Annotated in this window: 17 protein-coding genes; 6 read left to right on the forward strand and 11 right to left on the reverse strand. The window is 60.4% G+C overall.

Going from position 1 to position 20,620, the window contains the following annotated elements; all coding sequences use genetic code 11:
- Nucleotides 1–286: 286 nt before the first annotated feature.
- Complete coding sequence (locus CS006_RS01225) at nucleotides 287–1,594, reverse strand: ABC transporter permease (protein ID WP_100509973.1); 1,308 nt, start codon at nucleotides 1,592–1,594, stop codon at nucleotides 287–289.
- Between the two features lie 258 nt (nucleotides 1,595–1,852).
- Between CS006_RS01225 and CS006_RS01230 the strand changes: the two genes are divergently transcribed.
- Together CS006_RS01230 and CS006_RS01235 are read left to right on the forward strand one after the other, a co-directional pair.
- Nucleotides 1,853–2,458 carry a TetR/AcrR family transcriptional regulator gene (locus CS006_RS01230; RefSeq protein WP_100509974.1) on the forward strand — a complete coding sequence of 202 codons (606 nt, stop codon included), beginning with the start codon at nucleotides 1,853–1,855 and terminating at the stop codon, nucleotides 2,456–2,458.
- Between the two features lie 128 nt (nucleotides 2,459–2,586).
- A complete protein-coding gene (locus CS006_RS01235; RefSeq protein ID WP_100509975.1) occupies nucleotides 2,587–3,201 on the forward strand; it encodes a flavodoxin in 615 nt (204 codons plus the stop codon).
- A 60-nt stretch (nucleotides 3,202–3,261) separates the two neighbouring features.
- On the opposite strand, the gene CS006_RS01240 is transcribed toward CS006_RS01235, so the two are convergent.
- The 6 genes from CS006_RS01240 to CS006_RS01265 all read right to left on the reverse strand — a co-directional run bounded on the left by CS006_RS01240 (nucleotide 3,262) and on the right by CS006_RS01265 (nucleotide 11,516).
- Entirely contained in the window at nucleotides 3,262–4,053 is a 792-nt protein-coding gene (locus CS006_RS01240) for an ABC transporter ATP-binding protein (RefSeq protein WP_100509976.1), read from the reverse strand.
- Complete coding sequence (locus CS006_RS01245) at nucleotides 4,043–4,840, reverse strand: ABC transporter permease (RefSeq protein ID WP_100509977.1); 798 nt, start codon at nucleotides 4,838–4,840, stop codon at nucleotides 4,043–4,045. Before CS006_RS01245 ends, CS006_RS01240 begins: the two co-directional genes overlap by 11 nt.
- A gap of 112 nt (nucleotides 4,841–4,952) precedes the next feature.
- On the reverse strand, nucleotides 4,953–8,282 hold the full coding sequence (locus tag CS006_RS01250) for a bifunctional glycosyltransferase/CDP-glycerol:glycerophosphate glycerophosphotransferase (protein WP_100509978.1): 3,330 nt from the start codon (nucleotides 8,280–8,282) through the stop codon (nucleotides 4,953–4,955).
- Nucleotides 8,283–8,366: 84 nt separating this feature from the next.
- The gene (locus tag CS006_RS01255; protein ID WP_165777170.1) at nucleotides 8,367–9,647 is read right to left on the reverse strand and encodes a CDP-glycerol glycerophosphotransferase family protein; all 1,281 of its coding nucleotides are present in this window, start codon (nucleotides 9,645–9,647) and stop codon (nucleotides 8,367–8,369) included.
- The gene (locus tag CS006_RS01260) at nucleotides 9,644–10,180 is read right to left on the reverse strand and encodes an FAD synthase family protein (RefSeq protein ID WP_341476061.1); all 537 of its coding nucleotides are present in this window, start codon (nucleotides 10,178–10,180) and stop codon (nucleotides 9,644–9,646) included. The genes CS006_RS01255 and CS006_RS01260 overlap by 4 nt, the downstream gene beginning before the upstream one ends.
- 49 nt (nucleotides 10,181–10,229) lie before the next feature.
- Complete coding sequence (locus CS006_RS01265) at nucleotides 10,230–11,516, reverse strand: CDP-glycerol glycerophosphotransferase family protein (RefSeq protein ID WP_100509980.1); 1,287 nt, start codon at nucleotides 11,514–11,516, stop codon at nucleotides 10,230–10,232.
- Nucleotides 11,517–12,111: 595 nt separating this feature from the next.
- Between CS006_RS01265 and CS006_RS01270 the strand changes: the two genes are divergently transcribed.
- On the forward strand, nucleotides 12,112–12,633 hold the full coding sequence (locus CS006_RS01270; protein WP_100509981.1) for an NAD(P)H-dependent oxidoreductase: 522 nt from the start codon (nucleotides 12,112–12,114) through the stop codon (nucleotides 12,631–12,633).
- Nucleotides 12,634–12,751: 118 nt separating this feature from the next.
- On the opposite strand, the gene CS006_RS01275 is transcribed toward CS006_RS01270, so the two are convergent.
- Nucleotides 12,752–13,717: an L-lactate dehydrogenase gene (locus CS006_RS01275; RefSeq protein WP_100509982.1), complete on the reverse strand. Its 966-nt coding sequence runs from the start codon at nucleotides 13,715–13,717 to the stop codon at nucleotides 12,752–12,754.
- 87 nt (nucleotides 13,718–13,804) lie between these two features.
- Nucleotides 13,805–14,884, reverse strand: coding sequence for an AraC family transcriptional regulator (locus CS006_RS01280; RefSeq protein ID WP_165777171.1), 1,080 nt, complete (start codon nucleotides 14,882–14,884; stop codon nucleotides 13,805–13,807).
- 165 nt (nucleotides 14,885–15,049) lie between these two features.
- On the opposite strand from CS006_RS01280, the gene CS006_RS01285 reads away from it, so the two are divergent.
- Nucleotides 15,050–16,138 carry a glycerol dehydrogenase gene (locus tag CS006_RS01285; protein WP_100509984.1) on the forward strand — a complete coding sequence of 363 codons (1,089 nt, stop codon included), beginning with the start codon at nucleotides 15,050–15,052 and terminating at the stop codon, nucleotides 16,136–16,138.
- A gap of 238 nt (nucleotides 16,139–16,376) precedes the next feature.
- Entirely contained in the window at nucleotides 16,377–17,033 is a 657-nt protein-coding gene (locus CS006_RS01290) for a sugar O-acetyltransferase (RefSeq protein ID WP_207759978.1), read from the forward strand.
- An 18-nt stretch (nucleotides 17,034–17,051) separates the two neighbouring features.
- Here the strand turns inward: CS006_RS01290 and CS006_RS01295 are convergent, their stop codons facing one another.
- Nucleotides 17,052–17,897 carry a methyltransferase domain-containing protein gene (locus CS006_RS01295; RefSeq protein WP_100509985.1) on the reverse strand — a complete coding sequence of 282 codons (846 nt, stop codon included), beginning with the start codon at nucleotides 17,895–17,897 and terminating at the stop codon, nucleotides 17,052–17,054.
- 397 nt (nucleotides 17,898–18,294) lie between these two features.
- Entirely contained in the window at nucleotides 18,295–19,572 is a 1,278-nt protein-coding gene (locus tag CS006_RS01300) for an MFS transporter (protein ID WP_243386580.1), read from the reverse strand.
- Nucleotides 19,573–19,725: 153 nt separating this feature from the next.
- On the opposite strand from CS006_RS01300, the gene CS006_RS01305 reads away from it, so the two are divergent.
- Nucleotides 19,726–20,616 carry a LysR family transcriptional regulator gene (locus CS006_RS01305; RefSeq protein WP_100509987.1) on the forward strand — a complete coding sequence of 297 codons (891 nt, stop codon included), beginning with the start codon at nucleotides 19,726–19,728 and terminating at the stop codon, nucleotides 20,614–20,616.
- Nucleotides 20,617–20,620 lie beyond the last annotated feature (4 nt).

Raw genomic sequence — 20,620 nt, forward strand, 5'->3', positions numbered from 1 at the left:
CGTTGCCGGCGTCCGTGTTGCGGAAGCGGACGTCGTGGATTGCGGATTGCGTCGGGTGCTGGCCATAAGTTTATTCAACAACTTGTAGAATAAAAATGACAACATCGTCCGTTATGTAGAGTTTTTCACGTCACGCGACGCAACAGGCCGGCACAAAACCACGAAACCCGCAATTCACGATGCCTTTCGGTTGTTTTTCGACATAAAAACGACCCTTTGGCACCTCAGATTGCGGGTTTCGGGAGTTTTGGACCGTATGCGGGGACGGATTCAGCCAGCCCTGCGGCTACTCGGCAACGGAGTCGGTCGCGGCCACCTTATGACGCCCCACGGGCATCATTCCCGCACAGACGAAGACCAGCAGTCCGACGCACAGGACGGCAAGCAACGGCATGGAGCCCGCATTCCACCAGCCGTCGCCGCGATACATCACGGCACGTACGCCATCGCCGATGAAATGCTGCGGAACCCAACCGTAGATCCAGTCACGCCAGAACGCCGGCAGCAATTCGGCCGGGAACAGACCGCTGGTCATGCCGAGGCCGAGACCAAGCACGCCGCAGCCGAGGCCAAGCGGCACGGCGATGTTCATGAGGCCGAGGAACACCGTCATGAGCGCGAAACTGGCGAGCCAGAGGAACATCACCATGGAGGCGGACAACCATCCGGACCCAAGCATGGCGAAGATGCAATCGGCCCCCAGGGCCACACCCAGGGACCAGACGAGCGCAAGACCAAGCTGCGTCCCGAACGAGCCCCAACGTTGGGCACGGCTGTCATACGACTTGCGTCGGAGCTGATTGGCCACAAGCAACGAGACGATCAACGACATCATATAGACGGGCATGATGAGTACATTCTGCCCCATCATCGTGGCGGTGGGCAGGGAGCTGTTGGTCGTCACACCGCCTTCGTTGAGCACGGTGGTCTTCACCGTGGCGCCGGTCTTCTCCAGCATGACCGGCAGGCTCTGCCTGAGCAGGTTGGCAAGCATCGGACTCTTGGCATTGTCGACGACCAGCTTGATTTCCGGCGCAGCTGTCGCCGGAGTCGTGGCGGTCTGCTGCGTGGAGACGGCCTTCTGCACCGCCTCCTGCGCGGCCTTCTGCACGAACCGCTGCGCGGCCGCTCCAGTGAACCCCTGCTGTTGCGCGGCGATCTGCGCCTTGGCCTGAGCCTGCGCCATGACCTGCGCCAGCTTGGTCGCGGATTCGATCTGCGTCTTGGCCGCAGCCTGCTTGGCATCCATCTGCTTGGCGGTGAAGTCCTTGGGGATAACGACGGCCGCATAGTAATCACGGTTGTCGAAGCCGTCGTCGACCTGCCGCTGCGAGTCGACCTCATGCCATGCGATTGCCGGCTCACCGTCGGAATCCGATGCCGCCTCCGTGACTTTGTCGACCAGCGTATCGCCGATGTTCACGGTCTTGCCCTGGACGGTCGCACCTTCGTCGAGCGAGAGAATCGCCACCGGCACGTTCTTCATGCTGGCGTTCATCATGGGATAGAACAGCAGCGCCATGAAGCATGACGCCACCGCTATCACCACCAGCGGCAGCGCGAACTTCGCATATCGTTTCGTATTTCCATGCATGGTTCTCTTCCTTCCTTGGCATCGTTCATGTTCATGCGTACAATGATTTTATTCATCACGGTGTCGAATAAAAATCACCAATATTCGACAAGATGTATAGTTTTTATACGGAGAACCACGCAACAGGCCGGCACAAACCCCGAAATCGGCGATCTGTGGTGCCTTTCGGTCGTTTTCACGCCGGAAAACGACCTTTTGGCACCATAGATTGCGGATTCCGGGAGTTTCGGACTGTATTTCACACGAAAGGACCACGATATGCCACGACCACGGGCGGCGGAACGGCCGGCGACGAAGAAGATGCAGGAGGCGTTCTGGCGGCTGCTGGAACAAAAGCCATACCCCAAGATCACGGTCAGCGACATCACGCGCACGAGCGGCCTGAACCGCACGGCGTTCTACTACCACTACACCAACATCGCCGAGCTGGCGGAGGACGCCATCGCCGCCATCTACGAGGACCAGGGCCTCAACGTCTTCATCACGCGGCTGATCCGCCAGCCCGACGACATCGACCTGCATCAGGAGTACGTCCGGTTCATCGACAACGACGAATACCGACGCAGCGTGCACAAGGTATCGCTCATCACCGGACCGCACGGTTCGACCAGCCTGACGCGGCAGCTGCGCGATTTCGTCGCGGACATCTGGCTCGGCCTGCTCGGACTCGACCGGCGGCGGCTGAATCCGGGGCAGAATCTCATTCTCAACTTCGCCTCGAACGGCATTCTCGGCGTATTGGCCAACGCGGACGCGTTGTTCAACGATGACGGCGCGCAATGGATAGCGCGCACGCGACTGCCGGAGACCGTCTCGCACCTCATCAACTCGCTGAAGGACCTCGACGACGACACGGACGCATGAAGGGGCCGGGCTGCGGCACACGGACGGACCACGGGACGTCGAACGGCCCACGTGACGGCGCCTCATCCCGCCGCCATCATCGTCGGAGTAGATTTGAGACAAGAGGATCCATCAATCAAGGAGGGGCCATGGCATCGGTCATCGTCATGTTTTCGCGCGCCGACGAGAATTATGAGGTCGGTTATGTGAAGGAGGGCAACACGGCGAAGGTGGCGGACGCAATCGCCGCGGCGACCGGCGCGCCGATCGTCGAGATTCTGCCGGCCGAACCGTATCCGACGACGTACGACGGCACGGTCGAGCGCGTCAAGCGCGAGATGGCTGACGGCGTGAAGGCGGCGATCGTCGTGCGCCTGCGCGGGGACGGTGCGCCTTCCGCCGACGCGACGGCCGACGGCAACGCGACAGGTGACGGCAACGCGTCCGACGGCAATGACGCCACAACGTCGGATGCCGTCGAGGCTGCGTTCGATGCCGCCGATACCGTGTATCTTGGCTATCCGATCTGGTGCGGCGAACCGCCGCTGGAAATCGACACGTTCCTGCGCAACCACGATTGGGCGGGCAAGACCATCCGTCCGTTCATCACGCATGGCGGCAGCGGATTCAAGGAGACGCCCGCGCATATCGGCGACCTGACCGGAGCCAAGGTCGTTCAGCCCGGCCTTGCCGTCTACGGCACCGTCGCACAGAACGACCCGGCCGAGGTCAAGCGCGCCGTCGCCGACTGGCTCGGCGAATAGTCGCGTTGGACGAAGCCTGAAATTCACCTGATTGACGGCTTCGTCCTTTGCGTCCCTCCCCTACGACTTCTCGTAGTAGGCGACGGCGTCGCCGATGCTGCCGGAGAAGACGGCATGGCCGTGTTGGATGACAATGCCCGTTTCGCAGAATTCCTTGGCCATGCGCGTCGAATGGGTGACGAACAGCACAGTCACGTTCTCCTTGGCTATGATGCCACGAATGCGGTCGCGGCATTTGGCGGCGAACTTGCGGTCGCCGACCGACAACGCCTCGTCGACGACGAGGATGTCGGGGCGGATGGACGATGCGAACGCGAACCCGAGGCGAGCCCTCATACCACTGGAATACGTGCGCATCGGCTGGCTGATGTATTTGCCGAGTTCGGAGAATTCGACGATCTCCGGGATGAGCTTTTCGGATTCTTCACGGCTCAGCCCCCACAACTGGCAACGCATGTCGATGTTCTCCATGCCGGAGAGCTTCATGTCAAATCCGGCGGAAAGCTCCAGCAGCGCGGAGACGCGGCCGTGCACCTCGACCGTGCCCGACGTGGGAAAGCATACGCCGGTGATCATCTTCAGCGCGGTGGATTTACCGGCGCCATTGTCGCCGAGCAGGGCCACGGACGCGCCGCGAGGCACGGTGAGACTCAGGTCGTCGGACGCGTTGACGGTGTCGTATTTCACGCGTTTCGAGAACGTGGCAAGCAGTCGTTGACGGTCGTTCTTGAACAGCTTGTATGTTTTGGTGACGTGGTCGAATCGTACGGCGACCGGTTCGGAAGCGTTTTCGTCGCGGATGACGGTGGCGTCGCCGATATGCGTGGTTTCCGCTATGACCTCAGATGACATCGGGCACCTCCGTATGCAGCCGTCGGTAGTTGTGCACCGCGAGCGCGGCTACAAGCACGAGCACGAACAGGAACGGCACAAGATCCTGCCATTGCGTCCAGAACCAGGTGTCGTAGACGAAGCAGTCGCGTATAGCCTCGACGCACCATGAGACGGGGTTGAACGCCATGACCACGCGGGCGGCGTGCGGCAGCGAGTCGAGACGGAACAGGATGCCGGACAGCCAGAAGAACGGCGTGCCCAGCGTTTTCATGAGTTTCGCGAAGTCGCGCGAGATGGCGCCGAGCGGAGAGAGCATCATGGACCATGCCACCCAGAATATGAACATGATGGCCATGACCAATGGCAGCTGCAGCAGGTAAATGCTGGGATAGATGCCGAAGATGGCCGATACGGCGACGGTGAACGCCATCATGCACGCCATGATGATGAGCAGCGACAGCGTGTAGAACGTGGAGATAAGCGACAGCGGGAACTTGATGCGGTTCACCAGATACGGATAGCGACGGTAGACGTCGCTGCCCGTGGTGATCATGTCGGACATGAAAAACCACGGGAACACGCCGGCCGCCAGCCACAGGAGGAACGGCTTGCCGTTGACGTCGGCCGAGGACCGGATGCCGAACCGCAGCGCGAACCAGAACACGAAGATGTAGACGGCCGGCTTGGCGAACAGCCACAGCTTGCCGAGCGCGGCGCCGCGGTAGGTCTTCACCAGATCGATCTTGGCGAGGTTCCACACCTGATGCCGCCACCGCCAGTTCTCACGAATGATGGAGAAAAGCATGAGGGTCCTCCTTTCGTGGTCTTGCTTCCATCGTGTTGAGAGGTTTGGCAATTACCTTGCCATAGCTGAAAAGACGACCGACAGATGAATACGAGCATGCCGGCCGCCTTTTTCATCGTTTCTCGAATACCTGCTTGTATATCTGCTCGCAGGCATGACCGGTCTCATAGGTGCAGTACCGTTCACGGAACGTCTGATATGCACCTCGATACTGCTGTTCGACTTCATCGGAACGACGAATCGCGTCGATGACCTCATCCGTGGTGAACAGTAGCGGGCCGGGGGCCTCGGATTCCAAATCGATGTTGAACCCGCGCAGATGATCGCGGTACTCTTCCAAATCATAGACATAGAACAGCAGGGGACGATTCAGCACCGCGTAATCGAACATCAGCGAAGAGTAATCGGTAATCACCATGTCGGAGATAAGGAACAATTCCTCCATACTCTTGACGTTGCTGAGATTGATTACACGCGAATCAAGATCCTCCTCGTTGAACCCGGACGCCGCGAATTGATGCACACGCAAGCCAAGTTGGTATTCCGGCCCGAGCTGGTCCGCGATCTTGGCGAAGTCAAGCTCAAGATCAAACCGACCCCGTCTTCTCCATGTAGGGGCATACAGCACCAGTTTTCTATGAGGGTCCACACCATATTTCCGTTTAAGATCGGCAATGTCTTCATCATTACGCATCTGGAAAAGGATGTCATTCCTCGGATACCCTGTACGTAGATAGTCCTTCTGATAGGCATAGCAGGATTTGGTAATCTCTTCGGCACGACTGCTCTGCACAACCAGGTAATCCCAGCGACCGCATCGGCGCAAAAACCTATCAACCGCCTCCGGGGTCGACAGTTCTCCCGGAACGTCCAATCCCAGAGTCTTCAACGGCGTACCATGCATGGTCTGAATTTCAATCTGGCCATTGCGTTTCTCATAGGAATCAACGAAATTGACATTATTAATCAAATACTTGGTTCGCGCCAAAGCGTAGTAATACGCTGCAGAACGCTTCACCACACGGCGTGCGTTACCGTCCAAGGCAATGCGCGGATCGTTGAGTGACCAAATGCAGGTATACTCCGGATGGTTTTTTGCCATGTATTCATACATTGCCCCAGGATTGCAATCGGTCTTGGCACCCCATGAAGATTCGAACACAATCCAGTTTTTCTTAATAGGCAGTAGGCGCATCAGCGGATAGAGATATTTGACGACGAGCCGACGACTACGCTTTGTACGGTCAAGCTTGTCAGCACTTCGTTTGACGATGACATGGAATCGCGTAGCTCTGGTAGCCAGCATATAGCGGTATCCCGAAACCCATCGTTTGTCAAAGAAATCGCGCTTATCGCCGGTGTTATATGCAACGTAAACGCAGCTGCCCTGCGCATTATGCCCTTTGACGTGTAGCTCATAGGTATCGTCTCGAAGCAATGCCGTCTGCTGCTCATCGCCAAAGTCAATAGTAACGGTAATCGTATGTACCCCGGCTGCTTCCCCGTCTTCGACGGTGAACGGAACGGGCACATTCACACCAAAGCGCCGTCCAACCAGGTTTACCCCGTCAATGGACCGGAGTTCGCCCAGATCATCCAGAACGATGGTGGCGACGTTCCCGACAAACGCACTGGATCGAGTCAGCACACCTTCTCTGAGCAGTTTGACTCCCAGCCGCCCTTCGCGATTCGCCACGTAATACAGCAGACCATCACCGCAACGCTTGAACCGCGGAGTGGTGTTCAGGTACCGTTCCGGGAAGGAGGTCCACGATTCCAAGGATTCCTCGAACTCACGGACTTCGGCAGAACCGTCGGAGAACAACAACCTGACCGTATGCTCATTCACCGGTTCGACGTCTGTGACCTCGTTCTCACAGGTGGTCACCGTGATACGCAGGTTGTAATTCAGATCGTAGCCGACCGACACCGCCTTGTCGCCAAGCCGAATCGCATATGGGCGAGGCCCGTCGCCGGCCTCGGGTTTGCCTACTTTCTGGAATCCGAAATCCATGTGGGCTGTCTGGTAGCGGCATTCGATGCAATACTCGCCATCCTCCAGATCGGCGAGGGCGTCAGCCTCGATGAACATCCGATATCCGCGGAATGCATTGGTCCGTCTAACGATACGCCGGTAGTCACGGCTGAGATTATAGGTATGCTTCTTGCCGTTCCGTTCCATTTCGACCGTGATAGGCATCACCTGTTCACCGTTCGCATCGACGAGGAACGCCTCGACATCGACGTCTCCCCGATGCTTCACGTCAAGCAGACGCGAATACATACGCCCGGTCACCATGAGCGATTCCTCATCAAGCCTTACATAACGAAGCTTCTGATACAGGCCGGAACGTTCCAGCTCACTCGTCATGCGATACAGTGACTTGTCTTCACCGAACGGATAGTTGCCGTAATACTGGCCATCGGACCTGTCGTATTTCACGCGAAGCGTCTTCATGCCACGTTTCTCGAACTTCAGCACCTTGAGCAGGGATTCAAGGTCATGGCGACGGATGTAATGGTATTTCAGACGATCGATGGCTCGAATATTCGCAAAGGCCTGATCGCTCACACGAGGCAGATAGTCGGCGAGCATGTCGATGACGGTCCTTTGATAGTCCTCGTCCACGGAACCAAGACAATTGACGTACATGCGCAAATCAAGGCTGAGCCATTTCTCATCCTTCGCCTCATGCAGTTCGGGCTCGGTCACATATTTGTCGAAGAATTCGTCAATCATCGTGACTGCCTTGAATCGATCAAGGAAGTTCTCGATTTCGTCACGCCGCTGGGTGATGGATGCCGAGGCGCCATCGCGGGCGCGCCACTTGTATACGATTTTGTTCAGATATGAGACGTTGTTGGCAAGATAGTGCGCACGCGTGGAAACGGGAAGATCCTCATACAACGCGCCTTCGGTCCACTGGAACGCATTTCGATCGTAGAAATCCTTCCTGAACAGCTTGTTCCAGGAAGTCGTGTCATACAGCAGATCGGGATTTTTGGTGATGTGCATGACTTCGGTGGCATTCCGGAAAGCACGACGATGAAGGCTGCTGGAATACGATCGACGCGAATTGAATCGCTTGACATCGCCGATGACCATGTCGCTGTGGTTTTTCTCACCCAGTTCATACATTTCTTCGTATGCATATGAAGGAATGACATCGTCGGAATCCGCGAAGCAGATGTACTCGCCATGCGCGAACCGCACGCCATAGTTGCGGGCATGGCCAAGACCGCCGTTTTCGATGTGGTGGCAGGATACAAACGGATATTCATCCGCGTATCGCTGGGCGATGACACCGCTGTCATCAGTGGATCCGTCATCCACAAGAATGATCTCATAATCGTCGATGGTCTGCTGGACCAATGAGTCCAGACATGCTTCCAGATATTCGCCAACGTTATAGATTGGAACGATTACGCTGACTTTCGTCATATATTCCCTCCTGTTGGTTCCTCTTCGTTGTCCCTGTTGTCTCTCGTCGATGACCGGCTGATGTGGCCGGTGAAAACTCGCCTACTAGCCGAAAATTCGGTGCAGCACACGTTCGGAGGCGTGGCCGTCGTCGTGGGGGCAGTAGGTCTGCACAAACCGGCGGTACTGCTCGCCATAGCGTTTCTCGTACGCGCCGAGTCCGAACAGCTCATCGATGACCTCATCAGTGGTCTCGCAGTTCGGCGCGGGAATCGAATCGAAATCCATGTAGAATCCGCGGATCCGATCCGCGTACCGGTCCCGGTCGGGCGTGAACAGCATCATCGGTTTGCCGGTGTTCGCATAATCGAACATCACGCTCGAGTAGTCGGTGAGCAATGCGTCCGCCGCCAGATACAGGTCGTTGATATCCCCGGTTTTCGAAACGTCGATGACGAATCCTTCGTACTTCGAGAAATCGAATTGGTTGGCGACATAGTAGTGCGGCCGGAACAACACCACCCACTTGTCGCCGAGCATTTCACACATCCGGTCGAAGTCGAGCAGATAGTCGAACGTGTATCCCACTCCCGGCCGGTACGAGTCGTCGCGCCATGTGGGCGCATACAGCAATGCCTTGTGCCCTTCGGGAATCCCCAGACTCGTGCGCAGGAGCCGAACCTTGGCGGCGTCCGCCGTCGTCAGGACGTCGTTGCGCGGGTAGCCCTCCTCGATGACCACAGCGGCGCGGCGCTCCTGCGGCAGGCCGAACGCGTCGCACAAGTGCTCGCTCGTATAGGCCGACGGCGAAATGAGATACGTCCATTTCCTCGCATCGAGACCGAATCTGGAGGCGAGTTCGGCCGTAGTGTTTAACGCGTTCGTCGTCTCGATCCGCACGTCGTAGCCCAGACGCTTCAGCGGCGTGCCATGCCAGCACTGCACGAACGTCTGCGCCTCGGACGGCCATACGTATTCCGGCAGACGCGTGTTAATGATGATCGTTCCTGCCGCCGCCAACGTCCTGAAATACTCCTCGCTGCCACGTTGGACGACGTTTGTGCGGGGCGCATCACGGAACAGGGCGGCCGTCTTGCCGAAAACGTCCGTCTTGGCCGACCATACGAAACGATAATCGTCGTATCGTTCGTCACGCAGCATCGCCTGATAGAGCGCCTTGGGAGAGCAGCTGACGGAGCGGCCGCCGAACGACTCGAAGAACACCAGATGCGAATCAACGTCGATGCCGGCACGAAGACGCTCATACCGACGACGCTGCACACGCCAGTACGCGTGCCGCACCGCCAGACGCAGTCGCGGCGTATGACGCAGGACGGCGAACCCGACCTTGCGCACCGCACGCCGCAGGCCCCCGACCGTTCTCACCGGGCGGCTCCGGACGCAACGGACCCGGGCGTCGTGGCCTTGTTGCCGGCGAGGCTCTTCTTCACCGCCGTGGTGGAGATGCCGTCGGTACGGTCGAGATACACGAGGTCGCACAGGCCGCGCAACGGCTCCTCGAAGCGAGGGCTGCCCTTCCAATCGCCGCCCATGCACACGACGTCCACGTTGTATTCAAGCACGTCGTTGCGCTTCTGCTCCCAGGTGTTCTCGGGAATGACGAGATCCACGTAGCGCAGCGCCTCAAGCATCTCCTTGCGCACGCTGTACGGGTAGAAGCTGCGCTTGCCCTTGCCGGCGTTGAATTCGTCGGTCGACAGCGCCACGATCAGGTAGTCACCGAGCGCGGCGGCGCGCTGCAGCAGCCGGATATGGCCATAGTGCAGCAGGTCGAACGTGCCGTACGTGAGCACGCGTCGCAGTCCCGTATGGTTGTCGTTGCGATACATCGCCTCGGTGGTCTGCAGCTCCACGGTGGCCGGATCGTATTTGAGCTTCCTTGCTTCCTCTTCGGTCATTGGTGTTCCTTTCTTCGGCTCTTCGATGAGTAGCGGTTCGGAAAAACGGTTACAGCACCGTGGACGCGGTCGGGACCCGCGCGGCCACGGCCGCCGCGGTCACCGGCACGGGCACGGGCACACGGACGGGCACGGCCACGGCCACATGCTCCCGCACGGCCTGCCGTTCATCGACCAGCGGCGTCAGCGCTCGGATGATGCGCTCGCATGATGACGTCGACGATTCGCGGACGTCGGCGATGCCGTACGATGCGCAGAATTCATGCAGGGCGGAGACGTCGTAGCAGTGCTCGATGCGGTCGCGGGCGATGTACTTCCCCAGATCGCGCGCGTCACGGAACGTCACCGTCGGCAGCATGGATTCCATATCGATGTTGAGACCGGGCGACGCGCGGTATTCGTCGATGTCGGGCACGTAGAACAGCGTCGGTCGCTTCAGCAGCATCGATTCGAAGGCGACGGCGGAATAGTCGGTCACGACGTAATCGGCGAACGACAATGCATCGATGGACGCGACGGAACGGAGGAACCGCAGACGGGCCCGGCCTTCCAGCCACGTCTCGTGCATGGTGTCGAGTGGGTGGCCCGAGACGACGAGAATCGCATCCTCGGGCAGGCTTTCATATAGCGACTCGATGTAGTGGCGATGCCATTGTTCGTCGGCGGCGTTCTTGCGGAACGTGGGCGCATACAGGACGATGGTGTGGTCACGCAACATGCTGTCGGAAAGTTCCAGCCAGCGGCGCGTGGCGTCGCTGTTGTACCGTCGTCGCGCCGCGTATTCGGGACGGGTCAGGTAATCCGCGCGCGGCAGTCCCAGCGGACGAATCGACCGGTCGTCGTATCCGAACGCGTCGGCGAGATCATGGACCGTGCCGGAGAATCCGGAGATGACGAACGCATAGCCACGATGCATGGCGAGGGCATGGGCGGCCTTGGAGGAACGGCCGGCCGGAGTGTCCAGCGACTGATATCCGAACTTCTTGACAGCGCCGAGCGCATGCCACATCTGCACGCATGGGGGCATCGCATCACGCAGACCGTCATGGTTTCGAGGGATGGAAACGGCGGGTACGTAGCCGTCGACGATGCAGAGCGTGGACGTGGACGACAACCACATCTGCTCCATCATCGTGACGATGCCGAGCCTGCCGCCCTTCCTCACCGTGCATCGGACTATGCGATGATTCGGGAACGCCTGCCGCAGATACGGTTCGAGAATGCGGAAATCAAGGGGATTGTGAGACTGACGCGACAACAGGACGATTCGACGACGACGTGGAAAACGGGCGAAGACGCCGCAGATCATCGTAATAAGCCAAGCAATGGCGTTCATCGCCAGTTCACCTCCCAGTCTCCCTCCCGAAAGAAACTGCGGTCAGTCTAAGCCCCCCCCCCCGCGACAAAATTACGTAGATAAAACGGGGGCAAAAGACTACGGCGACGAAAAATTGCGACATCATGCACCGTCATCCACGAGCATCCCATAGCACCAGCAACAAAAAAACCGCGTGATTGCAACGATTCGCAATCACGCGGACAAGAAATCCGATGGACCACAACACAGAATCACAGAAATGCGCCGCCGTCCATCACGGTTCGGCATATTTCGATGGAGGCCGATGCAATTTGCCGGCAACAGCGCCGCAATCCATCACGCTTCCCCAAAATCCGACGGATGGCGACGTATTTATCGGCAAACGCCGTCGTCCGCAAACCACCCGCAGGGCACAGTTGTTCACCCAGAACGTAAGTCGTATTGTTCCGTCGCACCGTCTGAGAAAGTGGATACGACACAGCAATATCTCGTTTCGAGGTATTACAATACGAATCACATTACGAAAACGCATGTCGGCACACATACGCACCACGCACCCATGCGTATCCATGCAGAACATGCGCAGAACAAGAACCCCTAGAAGGAGACAATCATGAAGACCTTGGTTCTCGTATTCCACCCCGACCTCAACGGACAGTCCCACATCAACGCCGCGCTCGCCAAGGCCGCCGGCGAGCTGGAGAACGTGACCGTGCGCGACGAGTACGCGCTCTACCCGGACGGCAAGATCGACGTGGCCGCCGAGCAGGCAGCCGTCGAGGCCGCCGACCGCGTGGTGTTCCAGTTCCCGCTGTACTGGCTCTCCTCCCCCGCGCTGCTGAAGTCCTGGGAGGACGAGGTGCTCCAGCACGGCTGGGCGTACGGCACCGACGGCCACGCGTTCGATGGCACGGAGTTCGGCGTCGCCGTCTCCGCCGGCTCCCCGGAGGAGGCCTACCAGCCCGATGGCGCCAACAAGTTCACCATCGACCAGATTCTCGTGCCGTTCGAAGCCACGTCCAACTACGTGGGCGCCACATGGATCAAGCCGTTCGTCACCTACGGCGCCTTCGGCCTCTCCGATGAGGCCCTGGCCGAGTCCGTGGAGAACTACAAGAAGTACCTCGCCGAGTAGTTCACAGCCCACGCGAGACTCGCGGCCCTGCAATCGCCGGGATTTGCAGGAATCCGCCCATTACAACGAAGCGGTTCCTCCGATGGAAGGAACCGCTTCTTCATATCGTCACATATCGTCACAACCGGTCGGCGATAAGCGAGCAATGCCGACGGACCACCTCGGCGGAGGCATGGAATTTCGCAAGCTCCTCATCGCTCAAATGCAGATCGACGAAATCGCCCACGCCACTGCCGTCAAGCGCGACCGGCAGGGAGAGGAACACGTCGTGTTCGCCATATTCGTATTCTCCATCGATGAGCGTCGAAACGGATACCACGCTGCGCTCGTTCCATAGGATCGTGCGCACGAGCCCGGCGACGGTGGCCGCGATGCCGTAGCTGGTGCCGCCGCGCAGCCCCTTGATATCAAGGCCGCGGCGACGTGTCGACTCCTCGATGCCGGCGAGCGTCACCCCCGGATAACGCGAGTGGTTGTCGGTCAGATACTGCGCGAACGATTTGCCGATGAACGACACCGTGGACCATGGCACGAACTGCGAGTCACCATGCTCGCCGATCACATAGCCGGAGACCAGCCGCGGGTCGAGCCTCGTGGTCTCGCCGATGATCGTCTTCAATCGCGCCGTGTCGAGCGCGGCACCCGAGCCGAACACCTGCGCACGCGGCAATCCGGTGCGCTTCCACGCGAACCAGCTGAGCACGTCGACCGGATTCGACACCATGATGAGGATGCCGTCGAAGCCGGAGTCCCGCACCCGCCGCAGAATCGGGTCGACGATGTCGATGGCCGCGCCAAGCTCCTGCATGCGGGTCTCCCCCGGCTTCGGCTTCGGCCCCGCCGCGATGATCGCCACGTCGGCGTGCCGACAATCCTCCCAACCGCCTGCACGAATCGTCACGAACCGGCCGAGAAATTCCAATCCGTCGGCCAGGTCCATGGCGAGACCCTGCGCCTTGTTCGGATGATGACCGACGATCACCAGCTCATTGCATAATCCCTGTTGCACGATGGCGCTCGCCACGGCCGAGCCGACGCTGCCGGTGCCGACGATGACGACCCTGCTTCTATTCGAAGTGACCATACGGCCACGCTAGCCCCAAGCGCCGTCCCTGCCCCGGCCCCGTCCACACTCCGACCGACATCCGTCCGGCACCCCACTCCGCACTCTTCACCCGCGTTCCCGCGCCCGGTATTCGCTCGGCGAGCAGCCCATGCGCCGGCGGAACACGTAGCCGAAATACGCCGACGACGAGAAACCGCATGCCGCGGCGATCTCGCCGACGGTCATGTCGCCGCCGACCAACAGCTCCCGGCTCCTGCCGATACGATAGTCGGTCAGATAGTCGTTCGGCGTACGGCCGGCATGGCGGCGGAACTGCTCGCAGCATGCACGCCTGCCGACCAGACCGGCATGGGCGATGTCGTCGAGCGTGATCTTTGACGCGACATTGGAACGGATGAACGCCACCATGACGAGGAACGCGTGCAGGGAATCGGGGCGGGAAACCGTGCGGCGGCCGCCGGGATTCGATTTTCCCGTTACGCCGCGCGGGCCGGACAGGCCGCTGGGCCCCGGCATATCGTCCGACCCCGCCCCACCGGATTCCGCCGAATCATCCGACAACGGTTTCCTTGCCACACGTTCCAATGCCCGGGAGCACAACGCAGCCGCCTGCGATGCGGCATCCAACGCGCGCAATCCGTCACGCGCGCAATCGCCCATCGTCCGGGCGAACTCGTCGATGCCGAACAGCAGTTCGCGGTCGACCGGCTCGTCGGCGGTCAGCATCACATAATCGACCATGCCGTCGCCCATGCGGTCCAGCATCGCATTCGCCAGGTTCGGCCACAATCCGCCGAAGAACACGGGATCGACCATGGCCGTCACGAAACGGCAGTCCTTTCGCTCGTCGGAGAACAAATAATGCAAGCGCCTCGAATTGATGAACACGCCCTCGCCGGCACGCATCCTCCGCGTCTCGCCGTTGACGACCAGCATCGTCTCACCGGCGACCACGTGAATGAATTCGAAGTCACGATGCCAATGGCAGACGATGCGGTAGCCGAACCGACGCAGATCGTCGCGACGGCCATACAACGGCAGGCCCGGCAGATTGTATTGCGGCCTTTCCGACAGGTCGGAGAAAATCGTCAGCGGATTGGTCGGCGGGACGGCGCCGGCGGGAACGCCCCCGCCCCGAACGGCATTGCCCCGAACGGCATCATCGTCATGCACACCATCAGTCACGATTTCTATAATAATCGAATCAATCTCAATATCATCAGTCCACGTTTGACCTGATTTCACTAGTATCGTTGCCTTCAACACAGCACACGGACGTTTATGAACCGTCATGATTTCCATATCGCGACGGTCGTATACCGACGCAAGCACCACTACAAGGAAGTATCCATGCGTAAAGTACTCTGCTCCCCCGGCAGCTACATCCAGGAGGCCGACGCCCTCAAGGCGCTCGCCGACGAATACCGCGAGCTCGGCTCGGCCGGCGCCTACCTGATCGTCGACCCGTTCATCGATTCGATGTACCGCGACCTCATCGTCTCCGGCTTCGAAAAGACCGAGACCCCGCACCATTACGAGGTGTTCAAGGGCGAATGCTCGATGACCGAGGTCAACCGCCACAAGGGCCTGCTCGACGGTAACGACGTCGTCATCGGCATCGGCGGAGGCAAGACGCTCGACACATCCAAGGCCGTGGCGCATTTCGCCGGCACGCCGGTCATCATCTGCCCGACCGCCGCATCATCCGACGCGCCGTGCTCGCGCCTTTCGGTGCTATACACCGACGACGGCCAGTTCGACAAGTACCTGCCGCTGCCGAAGAACCCGGACAAGGTCATCATGGACACGACCATCATCGCCAAGGCGCCGGCACGTTTCCTCACGGCCGGATTCGGCGACGCCTACGCCACCTGGTTCGAGGCCGCGGCCTGCATCAGGTCCAGCGCAATCACCATGACCGGCGGCCACGCCACCAACGCGGCCGAGGCGATGGCCCGACTGTGCCACGACCTGCTCGTCGCCGACGGCGTCAAGGCGCTCGCCGCCGCGAAGAAGGGGCTGTGCACGCCGGCGCTCGAGCAGGTGATCGAGGCGAACACACTGCTCAGCGGCATCGGCTTCGAGTCGAGCGGACTGGCCGCCGCGCACGCCATCCACAACGGCCTGACCGTGCTGGAGGGAACGCACAAGTACCTGCACGGCGAGAAGGTGGCGTACGGCACGCTCGCCCAGTTCGTGCTCGAGGACCGTCCGACCGCCGATTTCGAGGAGGCGTTCGGATTCTTCCGCGCGGTCGGCCTGCCCACCACGCTGGCCGGCATCGGCATCGACGACGCCACGGACGACGACCTGCTGAAGGTCGGCGAACTGGCCTGCGACCCGGCCGACACGATGGGCAACATGCCGTTCGAGGTCACGCCCGCCGACGTGGCCGCGGCATTGCGCGCGGTGAACGAGCTTGATGCCGTGATCGGCTGAGCAGCATCCGTCGAAAGCCTCCCCCGATGGATGCTACGGGAACCGTTCCGGCATCCATTATGCAGTCGGCCAGCGTTCGGGCGTAACCGGTGGAACCGGGCGTCACCGAACGTCGGCCGATATTTTTTGAACGCTGTCGTCGATATCGGCACCATCGATATCGACGCCATCAGCACCGCCACGACCGTCATATAATGTACAAACGTACATATTCATGTGAACCAAAGGAGATGACGGCATGACGACGAACACATACGACGTGACCGCGGACCTTACGCCGGAGGGACGCATCGAATGGGACCGGATGGTGGCGGGCGAGGTCTATCAGGACTCGCATCCGGAGATCGAACGCAAGCGCGCCGAGGCGAAACGACTGTTCGTCGCCTACAACCGCACCGACTACGAGGACGTCGCACGACGTCGCGATGTCATGGAGCAGCTGTTCGCGGCGGTCGGCGACGACGTGTTCATCGAACCGAACTTCCGTTGCGAGATCGGCCGCAACATCACCATCGGCTCGCACGCCTACATCAACTTCGACTGCGTGATGCTCGACAACGCGCCGATCACCCTGGGCGACTACGTGTGGATCGCGCCGATGGTCGGTCTGTTCGCCACGAACCATGCGCTCGATTTCGAGGAGCGCAAGGCCGGCGCCTGCCAGGCGAAGCCGATCGTGATCGAGGACGGCGTATGGCTGGGCGGGCATGTGACCGTACTCGGCGGCGTGACCATCGGACGCGGTTCGGTGATCGGTGCCGGCTCGGTCGTCACCAGAGACATCCCCGCCGGCGTGGTCGCGGTGGGCAATCCGGCGCGCGTAGTCCGGCCGATCACCGAGGCCGACAGGACCGGGTTCTGCGAGCGCATCGCCGCCCGCGACGCCGGCCGGTAGACGGCATGACGTCCGTCACTACCGGCGTACGGCGGTGAAGAAGAACCTTGGGAACGGGAAGATGATGCTGCCGTCGGATTGCGTCGAATAGGCCTCGCGCACGCGACCGAAGATCTCGCTTTCGAAGACGGCCCGTTCGGCGTCGCCGGGCAGCGCCTGCAGGTACGGCCGCAGTCCGGTGCCGCGATACCAGTCCATGATGGCCTCGTGCGACGGCAGGTTGTGCATATAGACGACCTTCCATATGCGGAAGTCCGCCACGAGTTCGCCGCCATGCAGCAGTTCCCAGTATTCGGGCGGCGTGAGGTTGTAGAACTCGCGTTGCTGCGGGAGCCGGTCGGCGTATTGCGGCGAATGCACGACGTCGGCGATGATGCGGTGGATGGGCTCCTCGTAGTTCATCGGCGTCTGCACGGCGAGCATGCCGCCTGGCTGCAGGAGGCCCAGCATGGCGGGGATGAGCCGCGGATGGTCCGGCACCCATTGGATGCACGCGTTGGAGAACACGACGTCGAAATCGTGCGGCAGGGCGTCGAAATCCGCCGGATTCGAGGCGTCGAACAGGGCGAAGTCGATGTCGGGATGGGCCTTGCGCGCGGCGTCAATCATCTCCGGGGAATTGTCGACGCCGAGGATTTCCGCATGCGGGTAGCGTTCGCGCAACACGGCGGTGCTGTTGCCCGGCCCGCAGCCGATGTCGAGCACGCGACGGACCGTGCCGTCGTCCGGCGGCAGTTGCGCGGCGAGGTCGCGCGACGGTTGCGTACGTTCCTTCTTGAATCGCAGATACTGTTGCGAGTCCCATTGCACAGTGTTGGTTTTGGTCGCCGATGTCGACGTGTCTGTCGCGTTCGTCGTGGTCATGTGGCCTACGATATGCCAAGAATGTCCGAAATACGGAATCTCGTTCGAATAATGATTACCCTAGCGCGAAGTCTTTGGCAGGGAACGACAAAAAGGGACATTTTGCCATTCCACGACAACGTCAATTTTTCTTATGAAAAGGAATCGCTGCAATTCCAAGGTTTTTGATTGGCATGGAATGTATTCTGCCAACAAAAACCGATTCCGTGCCAAATCGGATGGCACGGAATCGCAATATCGGAAAACCAACCGTTCCGCGCCACACAATCATGGCACGGAACGATTGATTTCGTCGTTTTCCCACTCCCATGCCAAACCGACCGCCACGGAGCGACATTACGAAGACCGCAAACGTTCCATGCCATGCCAACCTCGGTGCGGCCACGGCCGGTGACGCCTAGCGGTCACGCCAGCGCAGCAGCTCAAATGCAAGCACGTAGGCGAGCAGGATTGCGGAGGCGAGGAACACGCTGCGCAGCGCGAGCATGAGGCTCGGCAGGAACGTGGCGATGACGCCGAACACGGCCACGCCGATCGCGCCGCCGACCTGACGGAACGTGTTGAACATGGCGGACGCGATGCCCGACTGCGACGAATCCACGCTTTTCAATACCACGCCGGCGGCGGCGGGCGTAGTGACGGCCGCGCCGAAACCGACCACGCTCAACCCCGCAGCGATCACCCAGACGGGAATCGGCGCCGGGGCAAGGAATTCGAACATGAATCCGACGATCATGACGGACAGTCCCAGCGTGATGGAGAACTTCGACCCATGGGCGGTGATGATGCGCCCGCCGACGAGATTGCCGACGATGGTCACGAACGCGGACGGCACGAACACGAGACCCGCCGCGAACGCACCCATGTTGAGTTCGTTCTGCAGGAACATCGTGCAGATGAACACCATGCCATACCAGTTGAAGATCATGATGAAGCCGATCTGCAGCGCCACCTGCATGCCGCGCACGTGGAACAGGTTCAGCGTCATCATCGGAGCGACGACCTTCTTCTGCGAGAACAGGAACGCACCGAGCGTCACGACGCCGACGGTCAGCAGTGCGAGCGTGGCCGGATGGGCGAAGCCGAGTGAACCGACCTGGATGATGCCGGCGACAAGCGAGGACAATCCGATGAGTGCAAGTACCTGGCCGAGCCAATCGAATCGTATGGGACGCGACGGCGAGGCGGCGATCTTCGGCGCGACGGCGAGGATCATCAGGCAGAACGGCACGTTGATGGCGAAGACGAGGCTCCAATGGATCGGCGTGAGCAGGCCGCCGAGCAGCGGGCCGACCGCCGACGCCGACGCGCCGCCCGCGCCCCACAGCGCCAGCGCCCATGCGCGACGCTTCGGATTCGGATTGGCCTCGTTGATGAGCGCCATCGAGGCCGGCAGAATCAGCGCGGAGGCCACGCCGAGCACGCATCGACCGGCGACGAGCGCGGCCATGGACCATGCGAACGTGCAGAACAGCGAGGCCGCGGCGAACAGCGAGGCTCCGGCGAGGAACGAGGCGACCGCCGCCGCGAACGTGGTGAGGTTGGCGGAGAGTCGACCCGCGCGGTCGATGCGGCCGGCACGTTCACCGGCGCCGGAGCGGTCGATGCAGTCGGCGTGGTCGAATCGCCCACGGTCCGATACGACGTTCATTGATGTTTTGGTGAAATCGGTCATAATCTCCTGTATCTGATGGCACATGGTTTCGTTTGATGTTCCGTTTGGTTATTGCATTAGCCATGGTATTCTCGAAAACAGTTAAAAAACGGCGGTTTATGAATGCTTATGGTTGATAATCCATAAACCACAGGTTCATACGGAAGGGCATCGATGTACGACAGGCGGTTGGATGCGATTCTTGCGGCGGCGCAGCTCGGCAGCTTCAGCCAAGCGGCGGCGCAGCTGCACATCTCCACGCCGGCGCTCATCAAGCAGGTCAACGGCTTCGAGCAGGAGCATCGGCTCACGCTGTTCCATCGCACCCGCAGCGGCGTCACGCTCACCGACGCGGGCAGGTCGCTGGTCGCCGACGCCGCCGACATCATCGAGGAGTCGGATCGTGCGCTTCGGCGTGCCCGCCGGCTCGAAGGCGGCGGGGTGAGCATCCGCGTCGGGGTATCGCTGCTGCGTCCGGCCACGGCGCTGCTCGATCTGTGGCCGCGGCTGGCGCCGGCCATGGCCGCGCATCATCCGCCGATCCGACTGGAACTCGCGCCGCTTTCGGACGCGCCGGACGGTTTTCTTTACGAGCTTGGACGGCTGGGAGACAATGTGGATGTGGTGGTCACGGGTTTCTCGCGCGATGATTGGACCAATCCCTGCCAGACACTGCAGATGGCGACGTACCAGCTCTGCATGGGCGTGCCGCTGACAAATCCGTTGGCCAATCGGGCCAGACTCACCATCGATGACCTTTCTGGGCAGCGTGTGCATCTTCCGCAGTTCGGCGGCGTCATGGAGGAGGCGAGAAAATACCTGGCCCGCAACACCGACATCGAGCTCGTCAATCTCGAACGGTACGAGTTCGACGTGTTCAACGAGTGCGCGCAGTCCGGCGACCTGCTGCTGGCCAAGAGCATCTGGAGCAATTTCCATCCGTCAATCCGGCTGATTCCCATGGATTGGGACATCACGGTGCCGTATGGACTGCTGTATTCGCAACATCCGACGCCTCTGGTCCGTGATTTCGTAGCCGCCGTCGCCGAACTTACATGCGCATAGTCCC

It is taken from the genome of Bifidobacterium primatium, assembly GCF_002802875.1.
Taxonomy (GTDB): Bacteria; Actinomycetota; Actinomycetes; order Actinomycetales; family Bifidobacteriaceae; genus Galliscardovia; species Galliscardovia primatium.

What these genes read in the sequence shown, in the direction of transcription:
- CS006_RS01225 (WP_100509973.1), bottom strand. Translation starts at nt 1,594, where the DNA reads ATGCATGGAAATACGAAACGATATGCGAAGTTCGCGCTGCCGCTGGTG.
- CS006_RS01230 (WP_100509974.1), top strand. Translation starts at nt 1,853, where the DNA reads ATGCCACGACCACGGGCGGCGGAACGGCCGGCGACGAAGAAGATGCAG.
- CS006_RS01235 (WP_100509975.1), top strand. Translation starts at nt 2,587, where the DNA reads ATGGCATCGGTCATCGTCATGTTTTCGCGCGCCGACGAGAATTATGAG.
- CS006_RS01240 (WP_100509976.1), bottom strand. Translation starts at nt 4,053, where the DNA reads ATGTCATCTGAGGTCATAGCGGAAACCACGCATATCGGCGACGCCACC.
- CS006_RS01245 (WP_100509977.1), bottom strand. Translation starts at nt 4,840, where the DNA reads ATGCTTTTCTCCATCATTCGTGAGAACTGGCGGTGGCGGCATCAGGTG.
- CS006_RS01250 (WP_100509978.1), bottom strand. Translation starts at nt 8,282, where the DNA reads ATGACGAAAGTCAGCGTAATCGTTCCAATCTATAACGTTGGCGAATAT.
- CS006_RS01260 (WP_341476061.1), bottom strand. Translation starts at nt 10,180, where the DNA reads ATGACCGAAGAGGAAGCAAGGAAGCTCAAATACGATCCGGCCACCGTG.
- CS006_RS01265 (WP_100509980.1), bottom strand. Translation starts at nt 11,516, where the DNA reads ATGAACGCCATTGCTTGGCTTATTACGATGATCTGCGGCGTCTTCGCC.
- CS006_RS01270 (WP_100509981.1), top strand. Translation starts at nt 12,112, where the DNA reads ATGAAGACCTTGGTTCTCGTATTCCACCCCGACCTCAACGGACAGTCC.
- CS006_RS01275 (WP_100509982.1), bottom strand. Translation starts at nt 13,717, where the DNA reads ATGGTCACTTCGAATAGAAGCAGGGTCGTCATCGTCGGCACCGGCAGC.
- CS006_RS01285 (WP_100509984.1), top strand. Translation starts at nt 15,050, where the DNA reads ATGCGTAAAGTACTCTGCTCCCCCGGCAGCTACATCCAGGAGGCCGAC.
- CS006_RS01290 (WP_207759978.1), top strand. Translation starts at nt 16,377, where the DNA reads ATGACGACGAACACATACGACGTGACCGCGGACCTTACGCCGGAGGGA.
- CS006_RS01295 (WP_100509985.1), bottom strand. Translation starts at nt 17,897, where the DNA reads ATGACCACGACGAACGCGACAGACACGTCGACATCGGCGACCAAAACC.
- CS006_RS01300 (WP_243386580.1), bottom strand. Translation starts at nt 19,572, where the DNA reads ATGACCGATTTCACCAAAACATCAATGAACGTCGTATCGGACCGTGGG.
- CS006_RS01305 (WP_100509987.1), top strand. Translation starts at nt 19,726, where the DNA reads ATGTACGACAGGCGGTTGGATGCGATTCTTGCGGCGGCGCAGCTCGGC.